Here is an 11,521-nt window from a genome sequence, read left to right as displayed (position 1 = left end):
CAAAAACAAATTTACTACTTTTGCGGTTGAAAAATAGCTATATAATGTGCAAGCTTTATTTATTGCAGCACAAAAATGATTGTTTATGCAAAAAAATCTAGTTATCGTTGAGTCACCGGCCAAAGCAAAAACTATAGAAAAATTTTTAGGTAAAGATTTTAAGGTAATGTCTAGTTACGGACATATACGGGATCTTAAAAAGAAAGATTTGGGTGTAGACATCGAGCACAATTACAAACCATTATACGAAATACCTGCAGACAAAAAGAAGGTTGTATCGGAACTAAAATCAGCTGCAAAAGATGCGGATATTGTATGGTTAGCATCCGATGAAGACCGTGAGGGAGAAGCTATTTCATGGCATTTATTCGATGCGTTGGGCTTAAAAGACGAAAACACTAAAAGGATTGTGTTTCACGAAATAACCAAAGACGCCATAATAAATGCAGTACAAAACCCTCGCAAAATAGATAAAAATTTAGTAGATGCCCAACAAGCCAGAAGAGTATTAGACAGAATTGTTGGATTTGAACTTTCGCCTGTATTATGGAAGAAAGTAAAACCTGCACTCTCGGCCGGACGTGTACAATCGGTTGCTGTAAGGTTAATTGTAGAGCGCGAACGCGAAATTGAAGCTTTTAAAACCGAGGTGTCATATAGGGTTATTGCTATTTTCACTAAAGAAGAAAACGGAAACACCTACGAAATAAAAGCAGAGCTTAATAAAAGGTTAAAAACTAAAGAAGAGGCCCTTAGCTTATTAGAAAAACTAAACGGCAGTGATTTTACGATAGAGGACATTACTAAAAAACCCGTAAAAAAATCACCAGCTCCTCCATTTACAACTTCTACACTTCAACAAGAAGCAGCTCGCAAACTAGGCTATTCGGTGGGACAAACAATGATGTTGGCTCAAAAACTGTACGAATCGGGTAAAATCACTTACATGCGTACCGACTCTGTTAATTTGTCAGCCTTAGCTATTAACACGTCAAAAGCCGAAGTTGAAAGTGCATATGGCAAGGAGTATATTAAAAGCCGTCAATTTTCAACAAAATCGAAAGGCGCGCAAGAAGCTCACGAAGCTATCCGCCCGACATATATGAGTGAGCATACAACAACAGGTACAGCTCAGGAAAAAAAACTATACGAACTTATCTGGAAGCGTACAATAGCTTCGCAGATGGCTGATGCCGAATTAGAAAAGACAACCGTTAACATAGGATCACCCGTTACCGATCTTAAATTTCAGGCTGTGGGCGAGGTTATAAAATTCGACGGTTTCTTACACGTATATCTTGAAGGAACAGACGAAGAGAATGACGAAAAAGATGAAGCTCTCTTACCTCCTATGAAAGAGAAAGAAAGCCTCAACATGAAAGAAATTACAGCAACTGAACGTTTCACTCAACGTCCTCCTCGCTATACCGAAGCCTCACTAGTACGTAAACTTGAAGAATTGGGTATTGGTCGTCCATCAACATATGCACCTACAATTTCGACAATTCAAAACCGTGAGTATGTAGAAAAAGGAAATATAGAAGGTATTGAGCGTAGGTACAATACATTAACACTATCGGACGGTAAAATTACAGACAAAGAAAAAACAGAAACAGCCGGTGCCGACAAAAACAAACTGATACCAACCGATATAGGTATAGTTGTTAATGATTTCCTTATCCAATACTTCCCATCCATACTCGATTACAACTTTACAGCTAGTGTAGAAAAAGAGTTTGACCAAGTTGCTGATGGTGAAGAGGAATGGACTAAAATGATTGATCGCTTCTATAAAGTATTTCACCCTATTGTAGACGAAGCCATCAACATACAAACAGATCATAAAGTAGGAGAACGAATTTTGGGAACTGACCCTAAAACCGGACGACAAGTGTCTGTGAAAATAGGACGTTTTGGACCAATGGTACAAATAGGGACACAAGATGAGGAAGAAAAACCCATATTCGCAAGTCTGCAAAAATCTCAATCAATTTCATCAATAACATTAGATGAAGCACTTAAGCTATTTGGGCTACCTCGCTCGCTGGGAGAATTCGAAAATAAAGAAATGACTGTAGCTATAGGACGTTTTGGACCATATGTTCGCCACAATAGTCAATTTGTATCACTACCCAAAGGCAGCGATCCTTATACTATTTCGGCAGACGAAGCAATTGAACTTATCTTGGATAAGAGGAAGAAAGACAGCGAAAAAATAATTAAAACTTTTGAAGAAGACACAGACTTACAAATACTAAACGGTAGATATGGCCCATATATAGCCTATCAGAAAAAAAATTATAAGATCCCTAAAACAGCTAATCCTTCGGAACTCAAATTTGAAGAGGCTATGAAAATTATAAACGCAGAAGGGGATGCTAAAAGTAGCGGGAAGAAAAAAACTTCCGCTAAAAAAGGAACAGGCTCAAAAACGAAAAGCAAATAATTAATAGTGATTTTTTTCACAAAATGAACTATAAGATTTCTTTTTTGTTATATTTGTGGGCTTAGCAACACAAACCAATGCCGCACTATTGCTAAGTATTAGATATATATCAAGAAGATAGAATATAAAAAGAGTGAAGTTATAAAATAAGAATATAAAACATAATCTATGAGCAATAACAACGAACTTCAGTATGACGAAGATGATGCTGTAAAATTCATCCGTAATTATATTCCTCAGGAACTTAAAGAAAAATTATCAGATAATGATATCAATTATATCATTGATGTTATTTATGATTTTTATGATGAAAAGGGCTTCATGAATGATGACATATCGGATGAAGACATAGTTGAGCTTGACGAAGATGAATTAATCGAATACGTTATAAAAAGTGCTCAAAAAGATAAAGTAAACACCTTCACACATGAGGAAATAAACTTTGTAGTGCAAGGTGAATTACAATATTGTGAATCGCTTGGAATGTTTGACTAAAATTTGAAATAATACAAAACTGAATTTAAAAATTAAAAAATTATGAAACGTTTTTCATTTTTAGGAGCTTTAGCTCTTAGTTTAACTATTTTATTATCGGCATGTGGTGCAAGTAACACTGTTAAAGGTGGAGGTATTGGCGCAGGTGCCGGAGGCGCGCTTGGTGCAGGTATTGGTGCTATTATTGGTGGTGGCAAAGGTGCTGCTTGGGGTGCAGGTATTGGTGCCGTTGTAGGTGGATCTGCCGGAGCCATTATCGGAAACAAGATGGACAAACAAAAGAAAGAACTTGAAGCTATAAATGGAGCACAAGTAGAATCTATCAACGATGGACAAGCTATTAAAGTTACATTCGAATCGGGTATACTATTTGCTACAAACTCAAGCACATTGAATACAGCTTCGCAAAGTGCACTTTCAAGTTTTGCTTCATCATTGATTAGTAATCCTGATACAGATGTATCAATATACGGACATACAGACAACACTGGAAATGATGCTATCAACAATCCATTGTCTGAAAAAAGAGCTCAGGCTGTATATTCTTTCTTAGCATCAAAAGGTGTTAAAGGATCGCGTATGCAATCTCAAGGTTTTGGTTCTACTCAACCTGTTGCTGACAACTCAACAAGCCAAGGTCGTGCACAAAACCGCCGTGTAGAAGTATACATTCTTCCTAACGAGAAAATGATACAAGACGCTCAACAAGGAAAATAATAAGTAAAACGCTTTATTTGAGCACGTCCTAAAAAACCGTCACAAGGTTTTATTAGACAAAATATTTATAATTTATGAGATAGTTGCCGGCTTAACCCCCGGCAACTATTTTTGTTTTTAGCATTCCAAGCCCTTTCGTCTTAGTTTATCCATTTCATCAAGGAGGCTACAAGAAACAGCTTTCATCTCTATGTTTTCAGCCTGTTTCTCCAATATGGCTTTCTGCGTTTTCAAAAGCTTGACTTACTGTTAAAGCTCTAGTGTAATCCTTTTGGCTATGACTTACATACTTCTTTCTTAATTTCTACCATAACATTACACCTTTTTACAACACCATTTCGGAACCAGGCACACACGGAAATAAAAAGAGAGGCTGCTCACAAAAAGCAACCTCTCTTTCTTTATTTGAATTTATATAAGAATTAATCTATATAATCAACTGTTTCCTCTCCAATCATTTTGCGAAGCGTGTTTTTCAACTTCACATATTGGATAAACAAGTCGTGCTCAGCTATTTTGCTAGGCTCGTGCATTGGGCTCTTGAAGTAGAACGACAACCAGTCTTGAATTCCACTCATTCCTGCACGTTGAGCTAGGTCTGTAAACAACACCAAGTCAAGACACAAAGGAGCAGCAAGAATAGAGTCACGACAAAGGAAATCCACTTTCAATTGCATTGGGTATCCTAACCATCCGAAGATATCGATATTATCCCAACCTTCTTTATTATCTTTACGTGGTGGGTAATAGTTGATACGAACTTTGTGATATACATTTCCATAAAGTTCTGGATACAGGTCTGGTTGAAGAATATTATCGATAACCGAAAGCTTAGATTCTTCTTTAGTTTTGAATGAACCCGGATCGTCAAGAACTTCTCCGTCACGGTTTCCAAGAATGTTAGTAGAGAACCATCCGCTCAAACCTAACATACGAGTTTTTAACATCGGAGAAAGAACTGTTTTCAACATTGTTTGACCAGTCTTGAAGTCTTTTCCACAAATAGGCACTTGTTTTTGTGCTGCAAGTTCCCACATTGCAGGAATATCAACTGTTAAGTTAGGAGCTCCGTTAATATAAGCAACACCTTCGGTAACAGCTGCATATGCATAAATATTTGAAGGAGCGATATCTTTATGGTTTTCCTTCATTCCTTTTTCAAGGTTAGCAAGTGTTTTATGAACTTCGCCTAGTGGAGTAAATACTTCGGTACTACCACACCAAATCATAACAACACGATCGCAATTATTATCTGCTTTAAACTTGCGGATATCTTCGCGAACTTGTTCCATCAAATCCCACTTAGTAGCAGCCGATTTAACCCATGTTCCGTGAAGACGTTTTACAAAGTCCTGATCAAAAACGGCTTTCATTGGTTTAATAGCCGACAATTCATCTTTCACTTTGTCAAGATCCTCAACAGTTAAAACCTCTGCATGGCGAGACGCCTTATATATATCTTCTTCAAAGATATCCCATCCACCGAATACGATATCTTTCATATCAGCCAAAGGCACTGCATCTTTAATTTTAGGGAAACGGTTTTCTTCTCTTTTCCCAAGACGCATTGTAGCTAACTGAGTGATTGAACCTACAGGAACTCCTAGCCCTTTACGAGCAATTAACGTACCTGCAATAAATGTTGATGATACTGCGCCACCAACTCCAACAACAAGAACACCAAGTTTACCTTTGGCTTCTTTTACTTGTACTTTTTCCATTTTTTAATTTTAAAAATTTAAAATACACTGCAACCCGCAGCAATCCTTTAAAAACCGGATCATTAGGAATATCCCAATGCATCCTATAAACAGTACAGCTTCAGCAGAGTCTTGTTTCATTTTATTCTCCCAACCCGGGCTTTTCAACCATACAAGCGGTATCCATTATTAAAACAAGAAGTCCGGCTAACCCTGTATTATTATCAAAACAAAGTATGCATTTTCTGCATTTCTATTTATTCAACTCAAATGCAGATTTTAACTCCATGAAATCTGTTATTACTAAATCTGCTGTGGCATTTGGGTCATCATCGCCCCATCCCGGCCCTTTCAGCCATATAGTTTGACATCCGACTTTTGTAGCCGGAACAATATCTTTACTGTTAGAATCGCCAATAACAACAATATTTTCGGCAGGAAGTCCTATTTTTTCGACACCTAATCCAAATATGGCAGGATCAGGTTTACGCACACCCACGACTGCCGACTCAATTATATCATCAAAATAACCTAACAAACCAAAATCTTCTAATACGGCATGAATATTTCCATAAAAATTAGATACCAAAACCATGGGATATTTTTTACGCAAACACTCAATAATAGTCTTCTCCTCCGAGATTATATCACGGGCAAAGTTATAACATTGATTCGAAATAGCAAGGATATATTCTTCCGTTTTATCGCTTTGCTCTAAAAAATTGTTAGAAACCAAATAACTAATTTGCAATCTGACTTTTTCCTTCAACAAATCGCCAAAATTATGTTCAGGTTTTATTACCGGATGTGTTGCCAAATAGCGTTCGCCATAAACATAAGCTTCGCGAAAAACCTCTTTTGTTACAGGTATATTAAATTGTTGATAAGCCGACCATAAAACTTCAGCCCAATGTGTACCATTACTGTCGATGGTTCCACCATAGTCAAAAATAACACCCTTTACTTTACTTATATCGAACATATTTCTATTTTTTTCCTATAAACAACACATTTTGTAGTATATCACAGAATTCCCTGATCTTTTATATAATTAAAAGCAAATCTTGCCGAAGGATAAGTTACAGAGCCTCCTCCTATAACGCCAATCTTTATAGCTTCAATAATTTCAAGTTTCGATGCTCCTATTTTTACGCACTCTTGTAAATGATATATAATACACTCTTCACATCTTGATAAAACAGAAATTGATAGTCCTGTCAATTCTTTATATTTTTTTGGAATTGCTCCATTTGAATATACCAGATCATCTAACTCCCCAAATTGTTCGAAAAAGGAATCCGTTTCCGACATTAACTTGTTTAGAATATTTCTTCGCTCATTAAAATCGTTATTTTCCATAACAACAATTATTTATCATATTCTCCTCTTTCTATTTTTTGCGAAAAATCACGACAAAAACCTTCATGTTTTCTTATCATATATATAAGTATGATATTGAGAACAGTTAATTCAAACACAAAATACACCCATGGCTGACTAACCAATACCGAAAGAAATAATACTATAGCTCTAGTATTAAACGACAATACATTTGTCCACTTCATCAGAGGTAAACTTTTTTCCCTAAATTCAATCCTAAATTTTTCGGGTGTAATGTCTCCGTATTTTTCTTTTAATAAGCCAAACATCTGCTGAAAATTTGGACTCCAGTTTTCCTGTCCGCGGGTATAACTTCGATAAAAAAAGGTAACTATTTTAGAAAAGAAATCGCCTCCCCATGTTAACGAGTCATACTTTTCAGTCAATTCTTTGGTATTATCTAGCTCGCTACCCGATTTACCTTTTAAAAATAACAAATGTATGTTACGGTAATAATCGGCCATTGAAGCCTGACGAGAATGAAACAGTCCGGCAATAATAGCAAGTACCCATATGGGCCAACCCCAAACCGGAGCTAAACGCAAACATATAGCAATATATATAGATGCAAACCATAAATCGCCAGCAAAGCCATCTAATAAACGTCCCAAAGGAGAAAATTTCTGAGTCATTCGGGCTAGTTGCCCATCAGCACTATCATACGAATTTGCCCACATCAAAAGAAAGATACCGAGTAATGATATCCAAATATTATCGAAATAGAAGCATACACCTGCTCCCACTCCCAAAAATATGCTGGCAATAGTAACAGCATTAGGAGTAACTCCTAATTTCTGAAATAGTAATGCCCAACGGTATCCGATAGGGCGATAAAAATAAATATCGATAACCTCTTCGGTGTCAGCCGATTTAAGCGTAGATTCTAACGTAGGGTGGCTTTGATTTTCCATTATTTTTTTGAGCAGAACTCTCTTCTGTAACACAAAACTCTTTTCAGCCACCAAATTTACACTCTTTTTTTCTTTTAACAAAGAATATCTTTGAGTTATAACCCTAATTTTGTGACAATTTCCTTATGAATGCTTTCCGCTATCTTAGGCGCCGCTTTTTCCCTGCATGGTGCAAAACTTGGCCAATCGTTAAAGTCGATTATTTTAAACGACCCGTCTTCAGCAACTACACAATCTCCTCCATATATCCTCACGTTTAACACGTCTCCGGCTTTATCACAAGCATCTTTCAGCTCGCCACGGGAGAAAAATAGTTGTCTTGCACTCCCATTTATGGCCTCGTGTCCAAATTTACTATGACTCAGGTCGAACGGATAAAATTTATAAAAGAAATTAGTATTGGCAACACCATAAAACTTAACTAAGTCGCCAACTAAATGTTCGTTTACCACTGCGCTGGGAATACCACGCCATGCAAACTCTTTTATTATATCCGAAGCCTCCTCTACACTGCGGGCAAAAGCAACATCCTCGCGATGTATGGCATGAAAATCGCCACGTTTAATCCAAAACGTATTGCAGCCCATAGCCTCCAAATCCGAAGTCTGATCGCCTGTGGTACTAACAATAATGCTTTTGGGATGAGGAATATCGTGTTTCATCAAAATATCTGTCATTCTGCTACGAGTACAATTCTCTATTCCAAAACCCGAATTAACAACAACACGCCCTTTTTCTTCCAACTCTTTTAGTTTTGCTATCGTGGTTTTATCCCTCGCCATGTTGAATATAACAGGTTCTTCAATATTACCTAAAACAAATTCTGCCTCGGTATATTCTTTTACCTCATAACCTAACTCTCGCAAATATTGCGTAGCAAGATTAAATATCATACCATCGTTCCCAATATGATTCGGCGAATACTTTGTTTTACGTTTTACTCCTGCTAATCTTATCTTCGACATTTTTTCTGTTCGTTTTTTAGTTTCTTACAAGACTATTTATTCACTCAAAAAAGCTTCAGCCTTTTTTATATCTTCGGCATGATCAACATCCAATATTTTAGGTATCGCATATGCTTTCAGATTTAAACCGTCGGCAACTAATTGCCTTTGATAATTGCGCATACGTGCCTGCCCTTCCGATAAACATTTTTCAAGCGTGTCTATAGCCTTCGGCGTAAGTCCGTATATTCCGCCCGATATATATTTGCACGATTCCGAACTATCTAAAAATCCTTTGATGTTCATATCATTGTCAACATCAACATATAAGGGTTTTTCATCATCTATATAGTCGGTTACAGCCATCATTCCATCTGATGCATTATCTTTTATAAACGACTGTATGTATGCGGTAAAATCTTTTTCCTTAAAAACAGTATCAACAGTTGTCAGACAGAACTTTCCTCCGCGAAGATAATTACGGAGCTCAAAAAAACTATGCATTGAGCTTGGGGTAGATTTAATTACCACATTGAAAGGTATATCTAACTTTATATGCGAAATATATTCCTGCACCATTGTCATCTGTTCGTTGACAATTATATTTATCGATTCGGCATTATTTTTCAAGAATATATCAATTAAACGGCTAATCATCTCCTTACCGTTCAATTTGACCAAAGGTTTGGGTAAAGTTATACCTTCCTGTGCTAAACGCGATCCTTCGCCTGCCGCAATTATTGCGTAGTTCATTATTCCTGTTCCTCCTTTGTTAAATCCAGCACTTCATTATCGCCCCCTCTTTCGAAGTATAATTTCCTTAACGGATTAGCATGGGCGGTTTCATAATCTTTCCGATTACGGAATGTATCGATAGCCATATAAATAGCACTGCGGAACGATTCTTCCGATGCCTCATTTTTTCCGGCAATACTATACGCCGTTCCATGAGCCGGAGATGTGCGCACAATTGGCAAACCAGCCGTAAAGTTAACCCCTTCTTCCATCGCAATTGTTTTGAAAGGAGCTAATCCCTGATCGTGGTACATTGCCAAAATACCATCATAACTATTGAAATTTCCTGAGCCGAAAAAGCCATCGGCTGCAAACGGTCCGAAACATAAATATCCGGCATCGCTCATCTCCCTTATAGCGGGAGTTATAATTTCTTGCTCTTCAGTTCCTAATAGTCCATTTTCGCCTGCATGAGGATTCAACGATAAAACAGCAACGCGGGGTTTCCCTATACTAAAATCTTTTTGCAAACTTTCGGTAAATATCTTTATAGCATCGGTTATTTTTTCTTTCGTTACAGCTTTAGGCACATCGCTTAAAGGCATATGTCCTGTAACCAAGGCTACCCTTAAATTGTCTTTAGCAAGAATCATCAACGATTTAGCACTTTCCGCACCAAATTTTTGCTCTAGATACTCGGTGTGTCCGGGAAAATGGAAATTATCCTGCTGAATATTATCCTTATTTATAGGAGCAGTAACCAGTACATCTATTAGCCCCTCTGCTAAATCGGCTGTAGCACGTTCCAATGCTGCATAAGCTGCATCGCCGGCTATTTTAGTCGACTTCCCGAATTCTACCTTAATCTCCTCATTCGAAATATTGACAATATTAATTTTGTTTACTTCGGCATTTTTGGCACTTGATATCTGATTAAACATCACAGGTTGCAGATTAAGCGCCTTGCGATGATACGCTGCAACTTTAGACGATCCGTATATAACGGGAATGCACAACTCGGCCATACGAATATCCGAGAATGCTTTAAGAATAACTTCATAGCCTATCCCATTTATATCCCCATGCGTAATTCCTACTTTTATCATTAGTCTTAGTTTTTATTTGCTTTCTCCTTCTTTGTTGATAACATACCACAGGCCGCCGAAATATCTTCTCCCCTTGAAGAACGTATTGTACAGGTAACACCTCTAGAAGTCAGAAAATCTCTGAATTGTTCCATTTTTGTTTGCTCTGATGTTCTTAAATCAACATCAGGAATAGCATGAAAACGGATAAGATTTACCCTACACTCAAAATCCTGCAAAATGCGAGCCAACTCACGTGCATGAGCCAACGAGTCGTTAAAGTTATCAAACATTATATATTCGAACGACAATCGTCGTTGTTTTTTCCAATCGTAAGCCCTAAGTAAATCTAAAATACCGCTTAATGGATACGCCTTTTCGGCAGGCATTATAGACAAACGCTGTTCGTGAAACGGACTATGCAAACTTACAGCCAAATGTGCATTACTCTCGTCCAAAAAGCGTTTCAACTTGGGTGTTACTCCTGTTGTCGACACAGTTATACGCTTGGGACTCCAAGCCATGCCATATTCAGAAGTCATTAAATCGAGTGTTTTCGATAATTCATCATAATTATCAAGGGGTTCACCCATCCCCATAAATACAACATTGGTTAATTTATCCGATTCAGTAACCGAATAAATCTGATTAAGTATTTCGTTTGCTGATAGATTTCCGTTAAACCCCTGCTTGCCTGTCATACAAAATAAACAATTGAGCTTACATCCTACCTGAGACGATACACAAAGCGTAGCCCGATCTCCATCGGGGATCATCACAGCTTCAACGAATTTACTTATACCAGTACCAAACAAATATTTAACAGTACCATCCGACGATACCTCCTTTTGTATCGGATCAACACGCCCTACATCATACTTTTCTGATAAGGCAGAACGGTTTGCCCCCGAAATATTTGTCATTTGATCAATATCTGTGACCTTTTTTTTATACACCCAATCGGCAATCTGCTTAGCTGTAAATGCAGGCATACTGCATTCCCGAACAACCTCTTTCAGTTCGTCCAAAGTCATACCCAACAGATGTTTTTTTACCAACATAATGTATCCGTTATATCGGAACAAATGCCTGACCTTGCATAAAAGTC

At 37.4% G+C, this 11,521-nt stretch carries 11 protein-coding genes; 3 read left to right on the top strand and 8 right to left on the bottom strand.

Features of this window, described 5'->3' with window-relative positions; translation table 11 throughout:
- Positions 1–85: 85 nt before the first annotated feature.
- From topA to D0T53_RS08345, 3 genes are all read left to right on the top strand, one after another.
- Entirely contained in the window at positions 86–2,446 is a 2,361-nt protein-coding gene (topA, locus tag D0T53_RS08355; RefSeq protein WP_163266779.1) for a type I DNA topoisomerase, read from the top strand.
- A gap of 168 nt (positions 2,447–2,614) precedes the next feature.
- The gene (locus D0T53_RS08350; RefSeq protein ID WP_163266777.1) at positions 2,615–2,941 is read left to right on the top strand and encodes a hypothetical protein; all 327 of its coding nucleotides are present in this window, start codon (positions 2,615–2,617) and stop codon (positions 2,939–2,941) included.
- A 42-nt stretch (positions 2,942–2,983) separates the two neighbouring features.
- Positions 2,984–3,658 carry an OmpA family protein gene (locus tag D0T53_RS08345; RefSeq protein WP_163266775.1) on the top strand — a complete coding sequence of 225 codons (675 nt, stop codon included), beginning with the start codon at positions 2,984–2,986 and terminating at the stop codon, positions 3,656–3,658.
- Positions 3,659–4,080: 422 nt separating this feature from the next.
- On the opposite strand, the gene D0T53_RS08340 is transcribed toward D0T53_RS08345, so the two are convergent.
- The 8 genes from D0T53_RS08340 to rlmN all read right to left on the bottom strand — a co-directional run bounded on the left by D0T53_RS08340 (position 4,081) and on the right by rlmN (position 11,474).
- Positions 4,081–5,379, bottom strand: coding sequence for an inositol-3-phosphate synthase (locus D0T53_RS08340; protein ID WP_163266773.1), 1,299 nt, complete (start codon positions 5,377–5,379; stop codon positions 4,081–4,083).
- A gap of 232 nt (positions 5,380–5,611) precedes the next feature.
- Positions 5,612–6,340 (bottom strand): HAD family hydrolase, encoded by a 729-nt coding sequence (locus D0T53_RS08335; RefSeq protein WP_163266771.1) that lies wholly within the window; start codon positions 6,338–6,340, stop codon positions 5,612–5,614.
- 41 nt (positions 6,341–6,381) lie between these two features.
- Entirely contained in the window at positions 6,382–6,717 is a 336-nt protein-coding gene (locus D0T53_RS08330; RefSeq protein WP_163266769.1) for a carboxymuconolactone decarboxylase family protein, read from the bottom strand.
- 8 nt (positions 6,718–6,725) lie between these two features.
- Positions 6,726–7,649 carry a CDP-alcohol phosphatidyltransferase family protein gene (locus D0T53_RS08325; RefSeq protein ID WP_163266767.1) on the bottom strand — a complete coding sequence of 308 codons (924 nt, stop codon included), beginning with the start codon at positions 7,647–7,649 and terminating at the stop codon, positions 6,726–6,728.
- A 95-nt stretch (positions 7,650–7,744) separates the two neighbouring features.
- Positions 7,745–8,614, bottom strand: a complete 870-nt coding sequence (locus D0T53_RS08320) for a hypothetical protein (protein WP_163266765.1) — start codon at positions 8,612–8,614, stop codon at positions 7,745–7,747.
- A gap of 36 nt (positions 8,615–8,650) precedes the next feature.
- Positions 8,651–9,346: a sugar phosphate nucleotidyltransferase gene (locus D0T53_RS08315; protein ID WP_163266763.1), complete on the bottom strand. Its 696-nt coding sequence runs from the start codon at positions 9,344–9,346 to the stop codon at positions 8,651–8,653.
- Positions 9,346–10,434 carry a 4-hydroxythreonine-4-phosphate dehydrogenase PdxA gene (gene pdxA / locus D0T53_RS08310; RefSeq protein ID WP_163266761.1) on the bottom strand — a complete coding sequence of 363 codons (1,089 nt, stop codon included), beginning with the start codon at positions 10,432–10,434 and terminating at the stop codon, positions 9,346–9,348. The genes D0T53_RS08315 and pdxA overlap by 1 nt, the downstream gene beginning before the upstream one ends.
- A 5-nt stretch (positions 10,435–10,439) precedes the next feature.
- Positions 10,440–11,474, bottom strand: coding sequence for a 23S rRNA (adenine(2503)-C(2))-methyltransferase RlmN (gene rlmN / locus D0T53_RS08305; RefSeq protein ID WP_163266759.1), 1,035 nt, complete (start codon positions 11,472–11,474; stop codon positions 10,440–10,442).
- Positions 11,475–11,521 lie beyond the last annotated feature (47 nt).

This window comes from Dysgonomonas sp. 216, from assembly GCF_010501065.1.
Classification (GTDB): Bacteria; Bacteroidota; Bacteroidia; order Bacteroidales; family Dysgonomonadaceae; genus QVMM01.
Note: the sequence above shows the minus strand (reverse complement) of the source record. Positions and strands in the feature narration are given on the sequence as shown.

Excerpts from the sequence above, each read along its gene's own strand:
- topA (WP_163266779.1), top strand. The coding sequence starts at position 86 with ATGCAAAAAAATCTAGTTATCGTTGAGTCACCGGCCAAAGCAAAAACT.
- D0T53_RS08350 (WP_163266777.1), top strand. The coding sequence starts at position 2,615 with ATGAGCAATAACAACGAACTTCAGTATGACGAAGATGATGCTGTAAAA.
- D0T53_RS08345 (WP_163266775.1), top strand. The coding sequence starts at position 2,984 with ATGAAACGTTTTTCATTTTTAGGAGCTTTAGCTCTTAGTTTAACTATT.
- D0T53_RS08340 (WP_163266773.1), bottom strand. The coding sequence starts at position 5,379 with ATGGAAAAAGTACAAGTAAAAGAAGCCAAAGGTAAACTTGGTGTTCTT.
- D0T53_RS08335 (WP_163266771.1), bottom strand. The coding sequence starts at position 6,340 with ATGTTCGATATAAGTAAAGTAAAGGGTGTTATTTTTGACTATGGTGGA.
- D0T53_RS08330 (WP_163266769.1), bottom strand. The coding sequence starts at position 6,717 with ATGGAAAATAACGATTTTAATGAGCGAAGAAATATTCTAAACAAGTTA.
- D0T53_RS08325 (WP_163266767.1), bottom strand. The coding sequence starts at position 7,649 with ATGGAAAATCAAAGCCACCCTACGTTAGAATCTACGCTTAAATCGGCT.
- D0T53_RS08320 (WP_163266765.1), bottom strand. The coding sequence starts at position 8,614 with ATGTCGAAGATAAGATTAGCAGGAGTAAAACGTAAAACAAAGTATTCG.
- D0T53_RS08315 (WP_163266763.1), bottom strand. The coding sequence starts at position 9,346 with ATGAACTACGCAATAATTGCGGCAGGCGAAGGATCGCGTTTAGCACAG.
- pdxA (WP_163266761.1), bottom strand. The coding sequence starts at position 10,434 with ATGATAAAAGTAGGAATTACGCATGGGGATATAAATGGGATAGGCTAT.
- rlmN (WP_163266759.1), bottom strand. The coding sequence starts at position 11,474 with ATGTTGGTAAAAAAACATCTGTTGGGTATGACTTTGGACGAACTGAAA.